The organism is Ancylobacter sp. Lp-2, assembly GCF_020523795.1.
Classification (GTDB): Bacteria; Pseudomonadota; Alphaproteobacteria; order Rhizobiales; family Xanthobacteraceae; genus Ancylobacter.
Genome location: NZ_JAJALI010000001.1, coordinates 299685 through 322450 on the forward strand (window position 1 = coordinate 299685; position 22766 = coordinate 322450).

At 69.0% G+C, this 22766-nt stretch carries 17 protein-coding genes; 13 read left to right on the plus strand and 4 right to left on the minus strand.

Annotation, left to right across the window (positions count from 1 at the left end; all coding sequences use genetic code 11):
• Positions 1 to 105 precede the first annotated feature (105 nt).
• The gene (locus tag LGR54_RS01425; protein WP_230360201.1) at positions 106 to 6570 is read left to right on the plus strand and encodes an autotransporter outer membrane beta-barrel domain-containing protein; all 6465 of its coding nucleotides are present in this window, start codon (positions 106 to 108) and stop codon (positions 6568 to 6570) included.
• A 40-nt stretch (positions 6571 to 6610) separates the two neighbouring features.
• Here LGR54_RS01425 and LGR54_RS01430 read toward each other — a convergent pair whose 3' ends face one another.
• Positions 6611 to 7303: a GntR family transcriptional regulator gene (locus tag LGR54_RS01430; RefSeq protein ID WP_230360202.1), complete on the minus strand. Its 693-nt coding sequence runs from the start codon at positions 7301 to 7303 to the stop codon at positions 6611 to 6613.
• 107 nt (positions 7304 to 7410) lie between these two features.
• Here LGR54_RS01430 and LGR54_RS01435 point away from each other — a divergent pair, with 107 nt between their 5' ends.
• The 10 genes from LGR54_RS01435 (at position 7411) to LGR54_RS01480 (ending at position 16209) form a co-directional block, all read left to right on the plus strand.
• Positions 7411 to 7998 carry an amino acid synthesis family protein gene (locus tag LGR54_RS01435; protein WP_230360203.1) on the plus strand — a complete coding sequence of 196 codons (588 nt, stop codon included), beginning with the start codon at positions 7411 to 7413 and terminating at the stop codon, positions 7996 to 7998.
• Position 7999: 1 nt separating this feature from the next.
• Positions 8000 to 8845, plus strand: coding sequence for an alpha/beta fold hydrolase (locus tag LGR54_RS01440; protein ID WP_230360204.1), 846 nt, complete (start codon positions 8000 to 8002; stop codon positions 8843 to 8845).
• Complete coding sequence (locus LGR54_RS01445; RefSeq protein ID WP_230360205.1) at positions 8842 to 9642, plus strand: alpha/beta fold hydrolase; 801 nt, start codon at positions 8842 to 8844, stop codon at positions 9640 to 9642. The genes LGR54_RS01440 and LGR54_RS01445 overlap by 4 nt, the downstream gene beginning before the upstream one ends.
• A gap of 36 nt (positions 9643 to 9678) precedes the next feature.
• Positions 9679 to 10545, plus strand: coding sequence for a transporter substrate-binding domain-containing protein (locus LGR54_RS01450; protein ID WP_230360206.1), 867 nt, complete (start codon positions 9679 to 9681; stop codon positions 10543 to 10545).
• A 117-nt stretch (positions 10546 to 10662) separates the two neighbouring features.
• Positions 10663 to 11343: an amino acid ABC transporter permease gene (locus LGR54_RS01455; protein ID WP_230360207.1), complete on the plus strand. Its 681-nt coding sequence runs from the start codon at positions 10663 to 10665 to the stop codon at positions 11341 to 11343.
• Positions 11344 to 11355: 12 nt separating this feature from the next.
• Positions 11356 to 12021 carry an amino acid ABC transporter permease gene (locus LGR54_RS01460; RefSeq protein ID WP_230360208.1) on the plus strand — a complete coding sequence of 222 codons (666 nt, stop codon included), beginning with the start codon at positions 11356 to 11358 and terminating at the stop codon, positions 12019 to 12021.
• Positions 12018 to 12809 carry an amino acid ABC transporter ATP-binding protein gene (locus LGR54_RS01465; RefSeq protein WP_230360209.1) on the plus strand — a complete coding sequence of 264 codons (792 nt, stop codon included), beginning with the start codon at positions 12018 to 12020 and terminating at the stop codon, positions 12807 to 12809. The genes LGR54_RS01460 and LGR54_RS01465 overlap by 4 nt, the downstream gene beginning before the upstream one ends.
• Positions 12810 to 12844: 35 nt before the next feature.
• Entirely contained in the window at positions 12845 to 13555 is a 711-nt protein-coding gene (locus LGR54_RS01470) for a metal-dependent hydrolase (protein WP_230360210.1), read from the plus strand.
• Positions 13555 to 14676, plus strand: a complete 1122-nt coding sequence (locus LGR54_RS01475; RefSeq protein WP_230360211.1) for an NAD(P)/FAD-dependent oxidoreductase — start codon at positions 13555 to 13557, stop codon at positions 14674 to 14676. The genes LGR54_RS01470 and LGR54_RS01475 overlap by 1 nt, the downstream gene beginning before the upstream one ends.
• Positions 14677 to 14862: 186 nt before the next feature.
• Positions 14863 to 16209, plus strand: coding sequence for an MFS transporter (locus LGR54_RS01480; RefSeq protein ID WP_230360212.1), 1347 nt, complete (start codon positions 14863 to 14865; stop codon positions 16207 to 16209).
• 91 nt (positions 16210 to 16300) lie between these two features.
• Here LGR54_RS01480 and LGR54_RS01485 read toward each other — a convergent pair whose 3' ends face one another.
• Positions 16301 to 17035, minus strand: a complete 735-nt coding sequence (locus LGR54_RS01485) for an SDR family NAD(P)-dependent oxidoreductase (protein ID WP_230360213.1) — start codon at positions 17033 to 17035, stop codon at positions 16301 to 16303.
• A gap of 84 nt (positions 17036 to 17119) precedes the next feature.
• Between LGR54_RS01485 and LGR54_RS01490 the strand changes: the two genes are divergently transcribed.
• Both LGR54_RS01490 and LGR54_RS01495 read left to right on the plus strand, forming a co-directional pair.
• Positions 17120 to 17536, plus strand: a complete 417-nt coding sequence (locus LGR54_RS01490) for a helix-turn-helix domain-containing protein (protein ID WP_230360214.1) — start codon at positions 17120 to 17122, stop codon at positions 17534 to 17536.
• 236 nt (positions 17537 to 17772) lie between these two features.
• Positions 17773 to 20712 (plus strand): autotransporter outer membrane beta-barrel domain-containing protein, encoded by a 2940-nt coding sequence (locus LGR54_RS01495; protein WP_230360215.1) that lies wholly within the window; start codon positions 17773 to 17775, stop codon positions 20710 to 20712.
• Between the two features lie 196 nt (positions 20713 to 20908).
• On the opposite strand, the gene LGR54_RS01500 is transcribed toward LGR54_RS01495, so the two are convergent.
• Entirely contained in the window at positions 20909 to 21691 is a 783-nt protein-coding gene (locus tag LGR54_RS01500; RefSeq protein WP_230360216.1) for a hydroxypyruvate isomerase family protein, read from the minus strand.
• 12 nt (positions 21692 to 21703) lie between these two features.
• Positions 21704 to 22765, minus strand: coding sequence for an Ldh family oxidoreductase (locus LGR54_RS01505; RefSeq protein ID WP_230360217.1), 1062 nt, complete (start codon positions 22763 to 22765; stop codon positions 21704 to 21706).
• Position 22766 lies beyond the last annotated feature (1 nt).

The following is a 22766-nucleotide window of genomic DNA, read 5'->3' on the forward strand; positions in this document are numbered from 1 at the left end:
GATGATCTTTGATGATCCCATTGCGCGCCCGACTACGGGTCGCCCGGATGCGCCACCGGTCGGGAAGCGGGGCCGGGACGAAGCATGACAAGTCGATACGCGCGTATGAGGCAGCAGCGCCAGCTTCTCCTGACCGGCGCGAGCTGTCTGGTACTTGGGCTATGCATGCGTATCGGCGAGCCGGCGCGGGCCGATGAGCGCCTCGCCAACGTCCTGCGCGGAACCAGCGGTACGTCCTACACCAATGATGACGGCGCAACCGCCGGAAGCGCCGCCGGACCCGTCACCCTCACCGTCGAGCAGGCCATCAATGACGGGGCGAGCCCGCTCGTCGAGGCCGGATCGATCGGCGGCGACGGCGGCATCGGCACCACGCCCTATACGAAGCTGGACGAGCTGTTCGGCCATGCCCGCGACGTCGCCGGCAAGGATGGCGGCGATGCCGGGGATGTACGCATCACCGTCCGCGACGGCGTCTCGCTACATGTTCCCCGCATCTCCCGCGCCAACAGCGACCGGGCGGTCATCGAGGCCTATTCCATCGGCGGCTCCGGCGGTGTCGGAGCCAGCGGCATCGGTCGCGGCGGCAGCGGCGGGGCGGTCACCGTCGACCTCAACGGCTCGGTGTTCGAAAGCGGCGCCGGGAGCGGATCGGTCATGGGCATCTGGGTGCTCTCGAAGGGCGGACAGTCCGGTCGAAACCGGGCCGGCAATCCGATCGCCTTCGCCTTCGAGCGGGATGAGGAGTGGCAGACCAGCTATTATGCCGGCGGAGCCGGTGGGCCGGTCACGATCAATATCGGCCGTTCGGGGAGCGTCGAGACCTGGAGCGCCCTGCCGGCCGTACTGGCGGAATCCATCGGCGGCGCCGGCCTCGACGCTGGCTATGACGATGAAGGCCGGCTCACGCCGGGCGGCGCCGGCGGCGAGGTGAGGGTCACCAATAGCGGCCGGATCGAGACTCACCAGGAACGCGCGCACGGCATCGTCCTGCGTTCCGTGGGCGGGCAAGGCGGCCGGGCGGTCGCCTATCTCGAGGACGATGGCAGCGGCATCGGCGGCGTACCCGGTGCCGCCGGCGGCGACGGCGGTCATGTCCGGCTGAACCAGAACGGCAGCATCACCACCACCAAGGACTTTGCCTTCGGCGTTTCCGCCGCCTCGATGGGTGGTCCCGGCGGCAATGGCGGCGATTCCGAGGACATCTTCACCCGTGGCGGCAATGGCGGGGCCGGCGGCAGGGGCGGTAATGTCGACGTGTTCAATACCGGCAGCATCGTCACCTCGGGCCAGGGCTCGATCGGGCTGGCGGCGCAGAGCCTCGGCGGCGGCGCGGCGCTGGCGGCGGTGCGGCTGTCGAAGATCACGCCGGGCTCCTATGTGGGCGGCGGCGCCGGCGGCGACGGGACGTTCTTCTCCAAGGGCGGCACCGGCGGCTATGGCGGCGACGGCGGCCGGGTGGTGGTCACCAATGATGGCAGCATCACCACTTCCGGCAAGGATGCCTATGGCCTGCTGGCCCAGAGCGTCGGCGGCGGCGGCGGGGCCGGCGGCGATGCCGGTGGATTTGCGATCCTGCTGGGCGTCGCCCGCGGCGGGGATGGCGGCGCTGGCGGCAATGGCGGCACGGTCAGGATCCGGCCGACCGCCGACGGCAAGCATGGCACGATCGTCACCTCCGGCAACAATGCGAGCGGCATCATCGCCCAGAGCATCGGCGGCGGCGGTGGCGCCGGCGGCAGCGCCGCAAGCAAGACCGGCGGCCTCGTCGCGGCCATATCGGTCTCGATCGGCGGAGATGGCGGAGATGGCGGCACCGGCGGCCGGGTGAGCATCGACAACACCTCGAACATCACCACGTCCGGTATCGGCGCGCATGGCATCGAGGCGAGCAGCATCGGCGGCGGCGGCGGGCGTGGAGGCGACGCCTCCGCCTATGCGGTGGCCGTGGGCCTGCCGGAGATTCCGACCTTCAGCATGACCTATTCGCTGGGAGGATCGGGCGGCAAGGGCGGCAATGGCGACACCGCCACCGTGGTGAACCGCACCGCTATCACCACCAGCGGCGACAGCGCCGTCGGCATGCTGATCAGCAGCATCGGCGGCGGTGGCGGCAACGGTGCCGCCGCCTCTTCGATCAGCGACATGCTCGGCGTCAGCTATAATTTCGGCGCCTCCCTCGGCATTGGCGGCACCGGCGGCGGCGGTGGCAATGGCGGCGACGCACTGGCCACCAATGGGGGCGCCATCACCACATCCGGCGCCTTCTCCCCGGCGATGCAGGTGGTGAGCATCGGCGGCGGCGGCGGCAATGGCGGCACCGGCTCCTCCTCGGTGAAATCCGGCCTCACCACCGATTCCAGCTTCGGCGGCTACCTCTTGGAGACGGCGGCGGGGGCGATCCCGAACGGCGCCTCGCTCGGGGTCAGCATCAGCGTGGGCGGCAATGGCGCCGGCGCCGGAACGGGAGGCCGGGCCAGCGCGACCAATGCGTCGAGCGTGCTGACGCGCGGCTCGTCCTCCACCGGCCTGCTGGTGCAGAGCGTCGGCGGCGGCGGCGGCAATGCCGGTGGCTACGTGACGGCGAGCTCGACCGACGGCGCCGCCCGGCTCGGGGTCGGCGGCAAGGGGGGCAAGGGCGGCGACGGCGGCACGGCGACCGCCACCAATGCGCGCAACGCCTCCATCACCACCTATGGCGACGGCTCCTTCGGCATGCAGGCCCAGAGCGTGGGCGGCGGCGGCGGCAATGGCGGCGCCTTCGGCGACTCGACCGAGCCGCAGGGCAACGCGGTCACCGACGTCGCCTCCAGCGTCGTCAAGATCGCCAACTACCTGGTAGAGGGCAACGACCTGCTCTCCAAGGTCGCCGGCAACAGCGTCGACTGGCTGAACGAGAACTCGTCCTTCCAGCTGAAGCTGCTCGGCGCCAAATCGATCCTCAGCGGCATCAAGGCCGGCCTGGCGCAGGCCAAGCAGGACATCGAGGACGCCCGGCGCAACGTCGCCCGGCAGGTGGCGGCCGGCCATGACGGCTCCCTGTCGGCCAAGGCGGCGCTGGAGGAGGTCGAGCGGCGGATCGACTACAAGAAGATCTACACCGACGCCCTCGTCGAGGCCGTGAAGACCGCCGCGATCAAGGACCTGATCTCGCGCGTGTCGAGCGTGACGCAGTATCTCGCCAAGGAAGGCTGGGCGAACGGCAAGGTGAAGGAATCCCCCATTCCCGTGCCGATCACGCTGGACGTGCAGGTCGGCGGCAAGGGCGGCGATGGCGGCAAGGGCGGCGACGTCACCGCCACCAATGCCGGCAGCATCACCACCCAAGGCGCGATCGCCCATGGCGTGCTGGCGCAATCGATCGGCGGCGGCGGCGGCACCGCCGGCGGCTCGGTCACGGTCGGCCCCGGCATGTTCAACATCAACATGGCCATCGGCAACCGCTCGGGCGGCGCCTCCGGCGCCGGGGCCAGCGCCACGCTCACCAATAGCGGCGCGATCGCCACCACCGGCAATGCGGCGTTCGGCATGCTCGGCCAGAGCATCGGCGGCGGCGGCGGTCTGGTGGCGGCGACGTCGAGCAAGGCGATGACGGCGGCGATGAACGCCAAGGTGAGCCTCGGCGCCAGCATCAATTCGCTGGCCGATGGCGGCGCGGTCACGCTGGACAATTCCGGCCTCATCACCACCGGCGGCAAGGAGGCGCACGGCATCGTCGCGCAGAGCATCGGCGGCGGCGGCGGCGTCTATGTGATCAACCGGCGCGACCCGGCCGATGCCGAAACCCTCGCGGCGAGCCAGGAGGAAGCCGACGCCCTAAAGGCGCTCGACGCGCTGCTGGCGGACACCGCCCGCGAGGCCGGCGATCACAGCCTGGACCTCAAGGCACTGCGCGAGGCCGAGGCCAGCGGCATCCCGGCGGCGAAGGTCACCGCGCAGTTCGGCGGGGCGGGCTACGCCTCGAACAACCCCTTCGGCGGATCCGGCGGCGAGGTGAAGGTCACGACGAGCGGCACCATCGCGACCGCCGGCCTCGGCGCCATCGGCGTGGTGGCGCAGAGCATCGGCGCCGGCGGCGGCCTCGGCGCCGATGCCGGCAGCCAGAACAAGCCGGTGACCTTCGACCTCACCTTCGGCGGCCTGTCGAGCTCGGACACAGAGCGCAACGCCGGCGGCGACGGTGGCAAGGTCACGCTCACTTTGGGGTCGGGGGCGCGGATCGTCACCACCGGCGACGGCGCCTATGGCGCGCTGCTTCAGTCCATCGGCGGCGGTGGCGGCTATGGCGGCGTGGGCACCGGCCAGATCAAGATGGCCTCCGTCTACGACCTCGCGGAGACCACGCGCCGGGTCAATGGCTGGGTGCCGTCCTACGGCCATGGCGGCGACATCAAGGTCGGCATGGACGATCCGTCCTCGCGCATGTCCATCCTCACCACCGGGAAGCGGGCGCACGGCCTGTTCATCCAGAGCCTGACCGGGGGCGGCGGCGCCGCCTTCGACGTCAACGGCACCGACGTGGCGCCGATCACCAGCGCGGCGAGCCGCCCGATCCGCCGGTTCAAGAGCTTCGTCTGGGGCATCATCGAGGATACCTATGACGAGCACACCGATCCGCCCGGCAAGTCCGTGTATGCCGACCGCTACACGCCGAACTGGCACACCGGCCATGCCGGCAAGGTGACGCTGGACACGCGCGGCGACATCATCGCCACCGGCAAGGACGCCTATGGCGTGTTCATCCAGGCCGGCCGGCAGAAGACCGATGGCTCGATCGACAGCCGCGTCGCCTATTGGAGCGGCAGCGCCGACATCACGCATGACGGCACGATCTGGGGCGGCTCCGGCACCGGGGCGGGCATCCGCATCGATGCGGCGGGGGCGAACACCGTGAAGCTCACCGCCGACTCGCTCTTGGGGGCGGCCTCCGAGTTGGCGCTGATCTCGCGGCTGGGCACCACCAGCCTCACCAACTGGGGGACGATCGAGGGCGACGTGCTGCTCTCCTCCGGCGCCAACCAGTTCCTCACCGAGGCAGGCGGCACCTACCGGAGCCGGTCGGGCACCGGCGCGATCGAGATGGGCGGCAGGGGATCGAGCTTCGAGAGCCGAGGCACGCTCGATATCGGCGGCCGCAGCAGCGTCGCCGTGCTGAACGTCACCGCCGAAAAGGTCGTGCTGAGCGGCGAGATGCTGGCCGACGTCACCAGCACGGCGCCCTCCGCCTCCCGCCAGGACACGCTGCGCGCCAGCGGAACGGTCACGGCCCGCGACCTGATGATCTCGCCTTACGCCGTCGACCAGCTGGTGCCGCAGTCCTTCGCGCTGATCGCCTCGACCGGCCGGCTAACGACGAGCCAGGTCACCACGCTCGCCCGCGACGGCAACCCGATCACCTGGTTGGCCAGCCCATCGGAGCATACCCTGTCGGTGACGCCATCGGCCACCTTCCGCACCCCGGAGAGCAAGACCGCCGCCTGGAACGACAATGAGCGCCGGCTGGCCGACGGCCTGCAGCAGTCCTGGGACCGCGATCCCTGGCCGAGCGCGGCGATCTTCGCCCAGATCGCCAATCTCACCTCGGCGGAAGACTACCGGCAGGCGGTGGACAGCCAGTCGAGCGAGGGCCAGCAGGCACCGGCGGTCACCCAGACCCTGGCGGCGCGCACGTCGCTGAGCGCGGCGATGAGCTGCCCGATCTTCGTCGACGACGGGGTGATGATCACCGAGAGCCAGTGCGCCTGGGGCAAGGTGACGGCGGCGCGGATCACCATGGACGACACCTCGGCGGCGGACGGCTTCTCGCAGAACGGCATCACCATGCGCGCCGGCGCCCAGTGGGAGGTCGCCAAGGACTGGTTCATGGGCGTGTCCGGCGCCTACAGCACCACCGATCTCGATGCCAATGACGGCTATACCAGCGTCGACGGCCAGGCCGGCGACGTCTCGATGGCGATCAAGCACCAGATGGGGCCGCTGCTGCTGTCGGCGGCGATGCAGGGTAGCTACGGCCGGTTCGACACCAGCCGCCTGTTCGATTTCGAATCCGAGGCCTGGCGCGCCTCCAGCGCCAGCGACGTCTGGACCGCCGGCTTCCGGCTGCGGGCGGCCTATGAGTTCGTGCTGCCCAATCCGAACTTCTATCTGCGCCCCTATGTCGATCTCGACGCCCTCTACACCTACATGCCCGGTGCCAGCACGGACACCGGCGAAGGCGTCAGCCTGACCAGCGAGGCCATGCGCGAATGGAGCTTCGCCGTCAGCCCGGCGGTGGAGGTCGGCGCGCGCATCGACCTTGCCGGCGGCGGCTGGCTGCGGCCCTTCGCGACTGCCGGCGTGACCTTCCTGTCGAATGACGGGATGAGCCAGGCGCTCAGCTTCGACACCTCGTCCCGCCAGGGCATCGACTTCGTCTCCGAGGTGCAGCTGCCCGACACGCTGGTCGATCTCGGCGCCGGCTTGCAATTCGTCGCCGGCAATGGCTACGAGCTGCGCGGCGAGTACCGCGCCCAGATCGGCGACGCCTATCTCGCCCAGGAGGCGAGCGTGCGGCTGTCGGTGCCGTTCTGACGGATCCCCGCCGCCGGAGCAGGCGAGGGCAGGCGGCGGATCACGACGTCTTCGCCCCCTCCGTTTCGCTGACATAGGACAGCGCCAGCACTGCGGCGCGTTCGACATGCGCCTGCGAGGCTGAATACGCGGCGGCGCCGTCTTGGGCGCGAATCGCCTCGACGATGCGGCGCATCTCGTTCGGGCCGTCCACCGAACGGCCCTTGCTGCTCACCGTGATCGCCCGCAAATGGTTGATGCGCGCGGTCAGCGCCCGCAGCATGTCCCAGGCGATGCTCTTTCCGGCGGCAAGGAACAGCACCTCGTAGAAGCGCGAGGTGGCTTCCAGCACCTTGTTGATGTTGGCTTCGTCATAGCCGGCGCGGATCGTCTCGAGACACGCGTCGAGCTGGACGATGTCGGCCGGCGTGGCCCGGAGCGCGGCATCGCGCGCCGCCATGGCTTCCAGCAGCGCCCGCAGCTCGTAGATCTGCGCCACCTTGCCCGGCTCGGCACGGGCGACGATCGGTCCGTGATGGGGGACGATCTCGACCAGCCCCTCCGATTCCAGATGGCGGATGACCTCCCGCACCACGGTGCGGCTCACGCCGAGAACCTCGACGAGCGTGCGTTCGACGAGGCGTTCCCCCGGCTTGAAATGAAAGCTGAGAATGCCGTCGCGCATCTTCTCCAGCGAGAGCTGGCGCAAGGTCTTGGTCGTTCGATCGACCTTCAGGTTCAGCGTGTCGGCCATGTTTCCCCCTGCCTCACTCATTCCGCGCTTCGCCGTCGCGAGTCAACGTTGACATCTGATATTATGGTATACCATGATATCATCCTATCAACGCCGAGAGGAAGACGATGGTGGCCGCCCTGCGAAAGCTCGTGACTTATGTCGAGGACACGCGGATCGAGGGAGGCAAGGCTGTCGGCGCGCCGTTCAAGCTGATCGGCGCCGCGGCGGTGCTGAAGAATCCCTGGGCCGGCCGCGGCTTCGTCGAGGATCTGCGCCCGGAGATCCATGCCGTCGCCGGCGAGCTCGGCGCGCTGCTGACCGAGGCCGTCTGCGACCTCGCCGGCGGTGGGGCGGCCGTCGAAGGCTATGGCAAGGCCGCCATCGTCGGCCTCGACGGCGAGGTCGAGCACGCCTCCGCGCTCATCCACACGCTTCGCTTCGGCAACCATTACCGCAAGGCCGTGGGTGCCAAGTCCTATCTCAGCTTCACCAATGTCCGCGCCGGCGCCGGCACCGCGATCATGATCCCGCTGATGCACAAGCTCGACGAGGGCATGCGCTCGCACTACCTGACCGTGAACTTCTCGATCCCCGATGCGCCGGCTGCCGACGAGATCGTCGTGGCGCTGGGCGCCTCGATCGGAGGCCGGCCGCACCACCGGATCGGCGACCGCTATCAGGATCTCAGGGAACTCGGGCTACTGGAGCTCTGACGTGAAGCCGCTCCTGCGCCACCACACGCCCGAGGGCACCGCCTATCTGCGCCAGGGACAGCGCGAGCCGCTCGTCCTCGTCCATGGCGTCGGGCTCAATGCCGAGATCTGGGCGCCGCAATTCGCCGATTTCGCCGCCACCTATGACGTGATCGCCCTCGACATGCTCAATCACGGCGCCTCCGCCCGCACGGCCGGGCCGGCGGACACGCTCGATCTCTACATTCTCCAGATCGAGGCGCTGCTCGATCATCTCGGCATCGAGCGCGCCCATCTGGTGGGGCACTCGATGGGCGCCCTCGTCTCCATGGCCTTTGCCGCCACGCATCCGGCGCGGGTGCGCAGCCTCGTGGCGCTCAACGCGGTCTGGTGCCGCAGCCCGGCACAGTCGGAAGCGGTCATCCGCCGGGCCGACGACATCGCGGCGCTCGGGCTCGGCGACAGTTTCGAGGTCGCCATCGGACGCTGGTTCGGCTCGCCGGTGCCAGAGGAGTTGGCGCCCGCCGAGCAGGCGGTCCGGCGGCACATCGCCACCGTCGATCCCGCCGGATATGGGCGCAGCTACGCGCTGTTCGCCCGCTCCGACCGCGCGCTCGTCGGCAGGATGGCAGGGATCACCATGCCGGCGCTGTTCATGACCGGCGAGCTCGATCCCAATTCGACGCCGGCCATGTCGGAAGCCATGGCGCGCGAGGTGCCGCATGGCGAGGCGCAGATCCTCAGGACCGAACGGCACATGATGGCGTTCGTCTCGCCGCAGCGGATCGACGAGCGGCTGCGGGACTTCTGGCAGCGCGCCGGCGCGGCCGATCCCCGGGCCATGAGCGCGGAGGAGGTACGCCCATGACCGGCGCCTCCCTCACCGAGCGGATCTCCGTCAGCGGCACGGGCCCCGCCATCGTGCTGATCCATGGCGTCGGGCTGTCCCGCTGGGTGTGGGATCAGCCGGCTGCCGCTCTGGCGCCGCATGCCCGGGTGGTCAGCTACGATCTGCCCGGCCATGGCTCCGACGACCGCGCTTTCGAGACGGGATCGCTCGACGCCTATGTCGAGGATCTCGCCGCCGTGCTGGACGCGGCGGGCGTCGATCGGGCGGTGTTCGTCGGCGCCGCGTTCGGCAGCTTCATCGCCCGCCGCTTCGCCCGCCTCCATCCGGAGCGGGTCGAGGGACTGGTGCTCGTCTCGCCGCTGGGGCGCCGGACGCCGGAACAGTCGATCGCCGTCGGCGTGCGGCTGCGCGAGACGCAGGCCGAGGGCGTCGCCGCGACGCTGGAGGCCTCGATCGAGCGCTGGCTGTCGCCCGGTTTCCGCACCGAACGGCCGGATGTCGAGGCACGGCTGCGTGCGGTTCTGCTCGCCACGCCGTTTGCCAGCTTTCTTTCCGCCTACCGGGTCTTCGCCACCGTCGACGGGGCGATCGCCGATGAGGCCGCGTCGATCACCGCTCCGGTCCTCGTGATCACCGGCGGCGACGATGCCAATGCGACGCCGCAAATGGCGCGTCAGGTCGGCGAGGCGCTGAACGACGCCACGCTGACGGTCCTGCCCGGCATCCGACACCTCGTGTCGCTCGAAGCCGGCGCGCGGCTCGGCGAGGCCATTCTTCGCTTCGCCCGTGAGAGGACCACCCACGCCTATCGATAGCCTGGCTCATGCAAACTCAAAAAAGGGGAACGTGTCATGCATGAACTGTCGCAGCGCATCTGGAGTCGATTGAAATACGCCGCCCTCGCCCTCGCCCTCGCCGCCGGTCTCGCCGGCACCGCCGATCGCGCCTCGGCGCAGGCCAGCACCTGGGACAAGATCCAGTCCGACAAGGTGATCAAGGTCGGCGTCGCCCAGGCGGAGCCGTGGTTCTTCAAGGATCCCGCCACCGGCCAATGGACCGGCATCGGCCCGTCCTATGCCGCCGCGCTCGCCGAGGCGATGGGCGTGAAGCTCGAGCTCGTGGAGGTGACCTGGGGCACCGCCATCGCGGCACTGCAGTCGAGCAAGATCGACGTGATGCCGCTCTTGAACATCACGCCGAAGCGGGCGCTCACCGTCGACTACGGCAATGCGCCGCTCGCCTATTCCGGCCTCGCGCTGCTGCAGCGCGACGGGCTGAATATCAAGACCTGGGACCAGGCCAACGATCCCGCCCTGACCATCGCCGTGCCGCACGGCGCCTCGGAAGACCAGTTCGTCACCGCCTATCTGTCGAAGGCGAAGGTGCTGCGCTTCCCGTCCTATGCCGAGCAACTCACCGCCTTCCAGAACGGCAATGCCGATGCCGTGCTGCTCTATCACCCGACGCTGGCGGTGATGCACGGCCGGGTCGGCAAGGGCACCATCACCATTCCCACGCCGTTCCATATCGACTCGTCCGACGTCGCGATCCGGCGCGAGCCGGACAAGACCTTCCGCGACTTCCTCGCCGTGGCCGACGGCTATTTCTACAACACCGGCAAGACCCAGGAATGGTACGAAGCGTTCCTGAAGAGCCGTGGCATGGACCCGACCGGCGTGCCCGGCATCCAGCGCGAGGCCTGGACCGGCGTGAAATAGCGCGCAGGCGGGCGCGACGGTCGATACGCGCCGTCCCGCCCGCCGGCCCGCACCCTTGCCCCCGGGCGGATCGCCCGCCCATCGACCGCGACGCCGGGAGGCGATCAAGGACAGGCAATGCACTATCAATGGGACTTCTCCGTCATCAGCGACAATGCCGGGCTGCTGCTCTGGGGCCTCGGCAATACGCTGCTGCTGACGCTGATCGCCATCCTCATCGGCACGCCGCTGGGCCTCGCGGTCGCGCTGATGCGCTTGTCGTCGCGGCGCTCGCTGGCGTGGCCGGCGACGGTCTATGTGGAGGTGTTCCGCGCCGCGCCGGCGCTGGTGCAGCTCTACTGGCTGTATTTCGCGCTGCCGCGCCTGACCGGCCTCCGGCTCGGCGGCTTCGAGGCGGCCGCCATCGCGCTGTCGATCCTGTCGAGCGCCTTCCTGTCGGAGGTGTTTCGCGGCGGCATCGCCTCAATCGGCAAGGGGCAGTGGGACGCCGCGCGCGGCATCGGGCTCGGCTATCCTCGCATGCTGCGCACCATCATCCTGCCGCAAGCGATCCGGCGCATGCTGCCGGTGTTCCTGGAGCGCTATATCGAGCTCCTGAAGACCTCGACCATCGCCGCGACGGTGTCGTTCGGCGACCTGCTGTTCGTCGCGCAGGACATTTCCTACCGCACCTACCGGACGCTGGAGATCTTCTCGGCGATCGCGGTGATGTTCTTCCTCGTCATCCTGTTGTGCAGCCAGCTCACCCGGCTGGTCGAGCACCGTCTCGCCCGTAGCGGCGAATTCACGGCACGCTGAGGAGGCGACGCGATGGATGCCTTCCTCTCGCCCAGCCTCGCGATCAGCCTGCCGGCGCTGGCGCGCGGACTCGTCCACACGCTGGAGCTCGCCGCCGTCTGCCTGGTGGCGAGCCTGTTGCTCGGCCTCGTCTTCGGCGTGATGCGCTATGCCGGCGGCCGCGTGCTGCACGCCCTCGCCATCGCCTATGTCGAGGTGTTCCGCAACACGCCGGTGCTGGTGCAGATCCTCTGGTTCTTCTTCGCGCTGCCGATCCTCGTGCAGTTCGAGATCAGCGCCTTCACCGCCGCCGCGCTCGGCCTGTCGCTGAACTCCGGCGCCTTCTCGGCGGAGATCTTCCGCGCCGGCATGCAGGCGGTGCCGACAGGCCAGTGGGAGGCCGCCAATGCGCTGGGCATGAGCCGGGCCCGCGTCATGTTCCGCATCGTGCTGCCGCAGGCGGTCCGCCACATGATCCCGGCCTTCACCAATCGCTGGATCGAGCTGTTCAAGCTGACCTCGCTCGCCTCGGTCATCGCCTATCCCGAGCTGGTCTATTCGGCGCAGCAGATCTCCAACAGCTACTTCAACCCGGTCGAGGTGTTCACCCTGGTGGCGGTGATCTTCATCGCCCTGGTGATCCCGGCTTCCTATCTCCTTCGCCGCCTTGAGGCCCGTCTACGCAGGAGCGCCCCGTGACCACCGACAACGTCATCGAAATCTCGGGCCTGCGGAAGAGCTTCGGCGCGCATGAGGTGCTGAAGGGCATCGACCTCGTGGTGCCGAAGGGCAAGACGGTGGTGCTGCTCGGCGCCAGCGGCTCGGGCAAGAGCACGCTGCTGCGCTGCGTGAACTTCCTGGAGACGCCGACCGCCGGCACCGTCGCCTTCAACGGCAAGCCGGTCGGCACGCCCAAGGGGACCGGCGGCGAGCGCAGCTATTCCGACCGCGAGCTCAGGGCGCTGCGCGCCCACATCGGCATCGTCTTCCAGCAGTTCAACCTCTTCCCGCACATGACGGCGCTGGAGAACATTATGGAAGGCCAGCGCGCCGTACTCGGACGCAGCCGCGAGGAGGCGGCGGCACGGGCGGAGGCGCTGCTCGCCCGGGTCGGCCTCGCCGGGCGCGGCGGCGCCTATCCCTCGCACCTGTCCGGCGGCCAGCAGCAGCGCGTCGCCATCTGCCGGGCGCTCGCCATGGACCCGGACGTGATGCTGTTCGACGAGGCCACCTCCGCGCTCGACCCGGAGCTGGTCGGCGAGGTGCTGCGCACCATGAAGGCGCTGCGCGAGGACGGCATGACCATGCTCATCGTCACTCATGAACTCGGCTTCGCCTACCACATCGCCGACGAGGTGGTGTTCCTCAGCGAGGGGCGCATCTACGAGCAGGGCCCACCCGAGCAGGTGATGCTGCACCCCAAGGGCGAGCGCACCCGCCAGTTCATGCTCGGCCACAGCGAATTCCGCCTCCCGCATCTCGACTGACGCGGCGGCCTACCCCTCACAGCTGGAACACGCAGATGAAGATTACCTGGTTCGGCCATTCCGCCTTCCGCGTCGAGATCCCCGGCGCCGTGCTGCTGATCGATCCGTTCCTGAAGTATCATCCCGCCTATGCCGGCAATTTCGACGAGATGATCGCCGGCACCACCCATGTGCTGCTCACCCACGGCCATGAGGATCATGTCGGCGATACCGTCGAGATCTGCGCCGCGACCGGCGCCGAGCTGGTCTCCTCGCCGGAAGTGTGCGGCTGGCTGGCGCTGCAGGGTGTGGCGAGCATCAATCCCGGCAATATCGGCGGCACCATCGATTGTGGGGCGTTCAAGGTGTCGTTCACTGACGCGACGCATTCTTCCTCGATGATCGTCGACGGCAAGATGATCTATCTCGGCCCGGCGATGGGGCTGGTGATCCGCGCCGCCAACGAGCCGACGCTCTACCACATGGGCGATACCGGCCTGTTCGGCGACATGGCGCTGATCGACGAGCTGTACCACCCCGAGATCGGCATCGTGCCGATCGGCGACCGCTTCACCATGGATGCACGGCAGGCCGCCATCGCCTGCAAGCGGTTCTTCCATTTCGACACGGTGATCCCCGCCCACTACGCGACCTTCCCGCTGCTCGCCGCCTCCGCCGACGAGTTGGTGCGCGACCTCGCCGGCACCGACACCAAGGTGCAGGTGCTCGGCTACGGCGCCGGCGCCGAATTCACAGGGGCGCGGTGATGGGCGAGCGGATAGCGGAGATCGCCGGCGGCGGCATTGCCGGCCTCGCCTGCGGCTGGGCGCTCGCCCTGCGCGGCTGGAAGGTGCGGGTGCATGAGCGCAGCCCGGAGATCCGCGAGGTCGGCGCCGGCATCTATCTGATGCGCAACACCGTCTCGCTGTTCGAACATCACGGCATCGCCGGCACGATCCTGCGCAACAGCGTGACCCTGACCGGCACCGAGCGGCGCGACGCGCACGGCCGGCTGATCCAGCACCGCAGCCTCGATCCCGCCGAGCCGTGGTATGTGCTGCCGCGCGCCGATCTCGTGCTCGGCCTCGCCGAGGCCGCCCGGCGCGCCGGGGTCGAGATCGTCACCGATTCGATGATCACCGACATGCAGCCCGACGGCACGGTCGTCACGGCGGCTGGCGAACGCCGGCGCGTCGACCTCGCCGTCGCGGCCAACGGCTTCCGCTCGCGCCTGCGCGACGGCCTCGGCCTCACCGGCTTCATCGAGGAACGCGCCGCCGGCGCCACGCGGCTGCTCATTCCGCGTGGCGCGGCCGAGGAAGACCTGGTGATGCGCGAATACTGGTCTGGCCGGCGCCGGATCGGCATCACGCCGTCCTCGCCGACCCTGACCTATGCCTATCTCAGCTGCCCGAACGACGATGCGCGCGGCGTCGCGCTGCCGCTCGACAAGTCATCGTGGAAGCAGGCCTTCCCGGCGCTGGTCGGCTTCTTCGACCGCATCCCCGACGACACCGCGCTGGTGCGCCATGCCTACCCGCTGGCGAAGGCCAAGGCCTGGTCGAACGGGCGCGCCGCCATCGTCGGCGATGCGGCGACGGCTCTGCCGCCGACGCTGGCGCAGGGGGCGGGCCTCGCCATCACCAACGCCTACTCGCTGGCGAAGACGCTGGAGGGGCACCGCGACGTCGCGGCCGGCCTCAGGGCCTGGGAGGCGGAGTATCGCTGGATTTCCGACCAGACGCAGAACTGGTCGGCACGGCTCGACAGCATGACCACGCACTGGCCGCCGGCGCTGGCGCCGCTACGGCGCGGGGTGATCTGGGCCATCGGCGCGGTGCTGAACGACCGGGTGCGCGTTGCCGATCGGGTGCGCCTGGCACCGTGATTATTTGCCGGCTTCGTATCGGCAAGGCTCGGTATCGGCTCCCCTTGCACAATCCGCCCGGTCTCCGCCGTTTATCGCAGCCGACCACGCGCCGCAGGGCGCTTAGGACAATGGATCGACTCTTCGGCCGCAACTGCTAACGATACGTGACGGCGGACGTCGCCCGAATGTGCCGGGAGCACAAGAATGAGGCTGCAAACCGGGTCGGATCCGATCTTGTGGTCATCATGCCTGGCGATGCTGGCCGTCGGGGCCAACAGCACGGCGATCATGGCCGCCTTGCCGCTCATGAAGGACGAGCTTTCGCTGACGTCGGCCGGCGTGCAATGGGCGGTGAACGCGTATCTGGTCATGTCGGCCGCCTGCGTGGTGGCTGGCGGCCGGGCGGCGGACCGGTTCACGGCGCGACGGAGCTCGACAGCCGGATTGGCCCTGTTCGGTCTCGCCTCCTGCCTGATCGCGTCCGCCGAGACGCAAGCCACGCTGCTGGCCGGACGCGCCTTGCAGGGGCTCGCGGCGGCATTTGCCGTACCCGGCACCCTTGCCGCGATCAATGCGGGCGCGGCGCCGGAACGCAGGCAATCCGCCATCGGCGCCTGGACCGGTTTCCTGATGCTCGGCTTCAGCATCGGCCCCTTGCTCGGCGGGGGCGTGACCCATCTCGCCGGCTGGCGCATGGTCTTCTGGCTCAATGTCCCGTTGACGCTGGTCGCGCTCGCCGGCCTCGTCTTCGCGGGCGGCGCGCGCGGCCCGGCCGGAAAGACATCGACAGGGCCTGTCGACGCAGCGGGCTTCGTCTTGCTCGCCACCTTCATGGTGTCGGTGGTCTTCGGACTTCATGCTCTGCCACAGGCCGGCATCACGCCACTGCCGGCGATCGGCCCGCTCGTCCTCGCCGTCGTCGCGTTGCTTCTGCTGCGCCACGTGGAAGCGCGGGCAAGCGCGCCGATGGTCAATCTCGGCTTCTTCGCCCGGCGGGAGTTCGTCACCGGGGCAGCCATCGCGGCGCTGGCAATGTTCTGCATCATGAGCCTGCTGCTCTACTTCAACCTCTATGCGCAGAGCCGGGACGGTCTCGGCCTGACGTCATCGGAAGCCGGCGCACTGTTGCTGCCGCTGGGAGCGTCGCTGCTCGCGCTCGCTCTTTCGGCCTCCGCCCTTTCAGCCCGGATGAGCCTGCGCAAGGCGATCACGGGCGGCATGGCCGCCATCGTGCCGGCCTGCGCCCTCGCCGGCGCGGCCGTCGCCATGGGCTCCATCCCGCTTCTCGCGGTTGGGTTCTTCATGATGGGCGCGGGACTGGCGGTTCCCTACGCCCTGGCCCCGCGCCTAGCCCTGTCGGCCCTTCCCGCGGAACAGGCGGGACAGGGAGCGGGCATCGTCAACGCCAGCACCTTTCTCGGCGGCAGCATCGGCGTGGCAGCGGGCGCCATGGCGTTCACGACGGCCGGCTTCATCGGCACTCTCGCGATGATCGCGCTCGCGGGCGCCGCCGGCGCCGCACTCGGTCGCCGAATTCCGGAAACGCCATGAGCCACTCCACCGGAGTTCCATCGGACCCCGCCGGTAGATAGGAGGACTCCGATGCCGACCATCGGAGCCCTCCGCTCAGCTGGCTGGCGCCTCAGACCTGTGCCAGGCCGCCATCGACGAACACCTCGCCGCCGGTCATGAAGCTGCTGTCCGAGGAGGCGAGGAACGCCGCCACCGCTCCGGTCTCGGTGGGATCGCCCATACGGCCGAGCGGCGTGGTGGCGCCGAGCGCGTCCAGTGCCTCCTCGCCCACCACCTCGACAGCCAGCTCGGTCTTGGTCGGCCCGGGCGACAGCACATTGACGCGGATGCCGGTGCCGCGCAGGTCCAGCGCCCAGCTGCGGGCGAGGTTGCGGATCGCCGCCTTGGTGGCGCTGTAGACGCTGAACTGCGGCGTCCCCATCACCCCCGTGCTGGAGCCGGTGAGAATGATCGACCCGCCCGCCGTCATCAGCGGCAGGGCCTTCTGAACGGTGAACAACAGCCCCTTCACATTGACGTCGAAGATCTGGTCGTAATGCTCGGGCGTGATCTCCCCGAGCGGCGCGAACGACCCGGTCCCGGCATTGGCGAACAGGATGTCGAGGCTGCCGCGCTCGGCCTTGACCGTCTCATAGAGCCGGTCGAGGTCGGCGAGGTCGGTCACCGATCCCGGCACCGCCCGCGCCTGCGGTCCGAGCTGCGCCAGGGCGGCGTCGAGCGCCTCCTGCCGCCGCCCGAAGATGTAGACGAAGGCGCCTTCCTCGATGAACCGCCTGGCGGCGCCAAGCCCGATGCCGGTGCCGCCGCCGGTCACTACCGCCGTCTTGCCGTGTAGCCTGCTCATGATGTGCTCCTTGATTGAGGTTGCACTGAGTTGGCTGGCCACATACTTATCGACAAGTATGCACCTTTTAGTAAGTACTAAGAAATGTCATCGACGCCCTCGAAGCCGATCTCGACGCCTGTCCAGGCCTGCACCCCGACGCTGCCCGGCTTCACCTGCGGGCTGGACGCCACGCTGCGGGTCATCGCCGGCAAGTGGAAGCCGCTGATCCTGTATTTCCTCGCCCAGGGCGGCCCGACCCGCTATGGCGAGCTGCGCCGCGCAGTGCGCGACGTCAGCGACAAGATGCTGATCCAGCAGCTCAAGGAACTGGAGGCGGACGGTCTGGTGAAGCGCACCGACTACAAGGAGATCCCGCCGCGGGTCGATTACAGCCTGACGCCACTCGGCCTCAGCCTGGCCGAGGCGCTGGTGCCGCTCTGCACCTGGGGCACGGAGAACCTCGACGAGGTCACCCGCGTCTTCGCCCGGCGCGAGGCCGGAAACGGCGGGGGACGGTAGGCAGCCGCCAGGTGTCCTGCCGGGAGTGTCCTGCCGGGAAGCGCGGGAGCTTCCCGTCGCCGGACGGCCGGAAAAACGTCGGCAGGGGAACGGCCTAAGCCGGCTTCCGGCCGCCGACCGGCCGGGCCCGGGGCGCTGAGGGCAGCCCCGTCGAATGCGACCAAAAAATGTCATCGTCATCGCTCTCGACGAAAGATAACGTTCGGTCGACTCGGTATGGGGTCGTGGGGCGTGTCATGAAAATTCGGTCGGTTTCGCTCGCCGTGTCGCGGAGACGCGCGCGCAAACTTGTTGTGCTCGGGCTGGGGATCGGCGGCCTCGCGCCGGCGGCGCAGGCCGATATCCTGCTGCCCAAGACGCCGACCACCTACCAGACGCTGAATTTTGGATCGTACGGCACGTTCCTCACCGGCATTCGCGGCGACAACATCGTCGGCAACTACACCATTCCCGGTGCCGGCGAGACCGGTGGCCTCTATTACAACATCGCGACGCAGACCTGGTCGCCGATGCCGGAATCGACCGCCAATGGCGCGAATTTTCCCGGTGCCATCGGCTCTTCGCCCTACGGCCCGAATTTCGGCAATCCGGGCGGCATCCTGCGCGTGGTCGGCAGCTACCAGACCGCTGCCTCGGCCCCCTATGACCTGAGCTATCTCTATGATGCGGCGCAGGCACCGGGGCAGCAGATCACCACCCTGATCTATCCGGGCGCCGATACGCTCTACACCATCGCGCACAGCACCTTCGGCAACAAGGTGATCGGCAATTACGACACAAGGCTCGCGACCGGCAACGCCTTCATCTACGACATCGATACCGGCACCTACACCACCAACAACATTCCCGGCGCCATCAGCACCACCGCCTATGGCATCTATGGCGACAAGATCGCCGGCGGCTACGGGCAGATAAAGGTCGGCGACGGTATCCATGCCGAGCATGGTTACATCTACGATCTGGCCACCGGCACCTACACCACCTATGACCATCCCGGCGCGGTGGCGACGCATTTCGAGGGCATCACCAGCGGCGGCCGATCGGGGGAATACAACCTCGTCGCCAACTGGGTGACCGCCGACGGCACGGTGCATCCGGCAGTGATGCATGTCGACGCGCTGGGCATCGCCACCTGGTACGAGATCGACATTCCCGGCGCGGTGGTGTCGTCGAACTCCGCCTATGGCGACAATGTCGTCGGCATCTATGTCGACGAGAACGGCATCAACGGCTATCTCGCCACCATTCCCGGCATCTACAACCCGATCCGCAACACCGGCACGCTGACCTCCAGCGCCGGCAACGCCGCCGCGCTCGACGGCCGCAAGGGCGACGACATCATCAATAGCGGCACCGTCGCGGTCACCGGCAATGGCGGCGTCGGCATGCGCGGCGAGACCTATGGCGTGCTGACCAACACCAGCACCGGCACGATCACCGCCAGCGGCGTCGCCGGCGCGGCGGTGGAGTTGCACGGGCTCTACGGCACCTTCGTCAATTACGGCACCCTGCACACCGCCTTCGTCGCCGATGCCCTGCGCACCGGGCTCGATGCCTACGGCACGCAGATCGTCAACATGGGCATCATCGACGGCCGGCTGGCCATGACGGCGGGGGAGGCCAAGCGGTTCGAGAACAGCGGCTGGCTGGGCGTCAGCGGCACCGGGCCGTCGATCACCCATTTGTTCAGCGGCACCTTCGTGCAGACATCGGCCGGCACCTATGCGGCGCGCGTGACCGACACCGGCTCCGACGTGTTCGAGGTGACCGGCACGGCACGGCTCGCCGGCACGCTGGAGGCGTCCTTCCAGACCACCAGCTTCGCGCCGACCACCACGCTGATCGCCGCGACGCAAGGCATCACCGGCACGTTCGACAGCTTCGTCACCGACGGCCTGCCGGCGCTGTTCGACGTCAGCCTGAACTATCAGCCGAACACCGTGACGATGAGCGCCGCCGCCGATCTCGCCGGGCTGGCGAACATCACGCCGAACCAGCAGGCGGTCGGCGCTGCCATCGACGGCGTCATCAACACCACCACCAACGGCCTGCTGACCAGCCTGCCGGACGCGCTGGCCCCGCTCTACGACCTCACCTCCGACCAGTTGCCGGCGGCGCTGAGCGCCTTGTCCGGCGAGGCCTATGCCAGCGAAAGCTCGGTGCTGGTCGGCGACAGCCTCTACAGCCGGCAGGCCGTGCTCGGCCGCCTGCGGCAGGGCGCCTATGCCGGCGAGGCCGGACCGACCACCGCGCTGGGCTATGGCGGGCCGGCTCTCGCCTATGCCGCGCCGACCGCCTCCGGTGTGCCGTTCCCCACCAAGGCGCCGGCGGCGGCCCAGCCGAGCTTCAACGGCACCATCTGGGCGCAGGGCTTCGGCGGCTGGGCCGAATATGACGGCGGCGCCTCGACCTCCACTGTCGACGAGACCATTGGCGGCATCCTGTCCGGCGCCGACGTCAAGGTCGGCGACTGGTTGCTCGGTGCCGCGCTGGGCTACACGCATTCCAGCGCTGACGTCGATGCGCTCGCCAGCTCGTCGGACACCGACAGCCTGGTGCTGGCACTCTATGCCGGCACCCGCTCCGGCCCGTGGAACCTACGCGTCGGGGCCAGCTACGCCTTCAACTGGATCGATACCGAGCGCACCATCGCCTATCCCGGCTATAGCGAGCAGGCGACGGCCGATTATGACGGCGGCACCACGCAGCTGTTCGGCGAGATCGGCTATGGCTTCGCGGTCCAGAAACTGGCGATCGAGCCGTTTGCCGGCCTCGCTTATGTCCATGTCTCGACCGACGACTTCACCGAGACCGGCGCGTCCGCCGGCCTGACGGGTTCCGCCGGCTCGATGGGCGTCGGCTATTCCTCGCTCGGCCTGCGGGTGGCGACGGCGATGGAGCTTTCCGCCGGCAAGGTGCTGGAGCCGCATGCCTCGGTCGCCTGGCAATATGCCTTCGGCGACATCACGCCGGAGGCGCAGATGACCTTCCTCAGCGCGCCCGGCGCCAATTTCACCGTGGCCGGCGTGCCGCTCGCCGAGAACACCGCGCTGGTCGAGGTCGGCGCCGATCTGAGCCTCAGCGCGCAAGCCCGGATCGGCCTGTCCTATGTCGGCCAGTTCGCCGACAGCGTCACGGTGAATGCCGTGCAGGCGAACCTGACCTGGCGCTTCTGAGCGATCGACCGCCAAAACCCGGGAGCCGTCGTCGCGGGTCCGCGATGCTATCGGCTCCCGACATGTCCCGGCCATCGGGTCTTCGAGCGACCCCGTCGCGTCCCGCCGGAAGCGGCGCCTGTCGTCATGGGCTCGCGCTGCTGGCGGCTACACCGAAGCGCTCCATCGTCGCGTCCCTTAGGCAATCGGGACACGGTCAGCCGAACATACGCCTCCAGCCCAGACCGGCTTCGGTTTCGGCGGCGGGGATGTATTCGAGCCCGACGGCGCCCCGGTAGCCGGCCTGCGCCAGCGTCGAGAAGAATGCCGTGAAGTCGAAAGCACCGGTCCCCGGCTCGTGGCGTCCCGGGTGGTCAGCGATGTGGACATGCGCGACCCTGGCCGCATGCTCCGCCATGAAGGCATTGGCGTCGACGCCGGCATTCGTCGCATGGAACGCATCGAACAGCAGCTTGAGATTGGGTGCGCCGATTTCCTCGAGCGCCCGCAGCGCCGTGTACGGGTGATCGATGAAATAATTGGCGATCGTCGCGGCGCCGATGGGTTCGACAAGCAGCGTCATGCCGCGCCGCGCGGCCTCCTCGCAGGCGATGCCGAGATTGGCTGTATAGGTCGACCAGGCGGTGTCGCGCTGGGCGGCATCCGCCACGACCCCCGACATCACATGGACATAGTGGCTTCCGGCCGCCTGGGCGTAGTCGAAGCCGGCCGACACGCTGGCGCGGAACTCCTCCTCGCGGCCGGGCAGCGCCGCCAGTCCCTTTTCGCCCCGGGCGGGATCGCCGGCCGGCAGCGCCATCTGGACGAAGGTGAGGGCGTGCTCGGCGCACAGCTCGCGCACGCGGGCGGCCGGGAGCGCATAGGGGCCGGGATGCTCGACATGAGTGAACCCGGCGCGCGCGGCGGCAGCGAAGCGCTCCTCGAGCGGATATTCGGTGAACATGTAGCCGAGATGCGCGCTGTAGACGGGAGTGGACAAGGGTCTCGATCCTCAAACGGGCAGAAGCGACCGGCAACCGAACTCGTCGGCGAGCACCGCGAGGTCGCGTCGCGTGTCGCCGGGCAGGCTCAGGCCGTTCTGGCGATGACGCAGGTCGTTGCGGGCCTCGAGTTCGCCGGGATAGACGATCTCATCATAGCCTTTTGCCAACGGAACCGATTTCAGCTCGCCGATCAACTGCTCCATCCGCGCGCCGAAGGCGTCGAGCGACTGGAAGGCGGCGATATCGAGCGCGATCATGAAATGGCCGGTGCCGCCGCGCTTCTCCGCCTGATAGGGGCCGGTGACGGCGGTGCCGAAGGCGCTGCCGCTGAGCACGCCCGACAGCATGTCCATCATCACCGCGATCGCGTAGCCCTTGTGCTCGGCCATGGGCAGGGTGACGCCCGCCAGCGCCGCCTCGGGATCGGTGGTCGGCTCGCCCGCCGCGTTGATCGCCCATCCCTCGGGGATCGCCAGCTTCTTCTGTCGCGCCAAGTAGATCTTGCCGCGCGCCACGCCGGTATTGGCGATGTCGAGCACCATCGGGGCATGGCGGCCGGCGGGCGCCGCCCAGGACCAGGGGTTGGTTCCCACCGCCTTGGCGCGTCCTCCCCACGGCGCCATGGCCGGGCTGGCATTGGTCGACAGAAAGCCGACGCATCCCGCCCGTGCCGCCATCAGGGTGAAGTACATGGCGGTGCCGAAATGGTTGGAATGGCGCAGCGCCACCGCGCCGACCCCGTGCAGCCGGGCGCGCCGGATCGCGTCCCGCATGCCGTGCGCGGCCACCACCTGGCCCATGGCGTCGCGGCCGTCGATCACCGCGACGGCGCCGGCATCGACGACCGCCTCCGGCACGGCATCGGTCTTCACCACCCCGGATTTCAGGCGCGCCACATACCAGGGCAGTCGCATGACGCCATGCGACTGGTGCCCCCATAGATCCGCCTGCACCAGCGTGTCGGCACAGAGCTCGGCGTCGGGCCGGCCGAGGCCGGCGGCCCTGTAGACCGCCGTCGAGAAGGCGAGGAGATCGTCGGCCTTAATGGGCGGGGAAAGGGGCAGGGACATT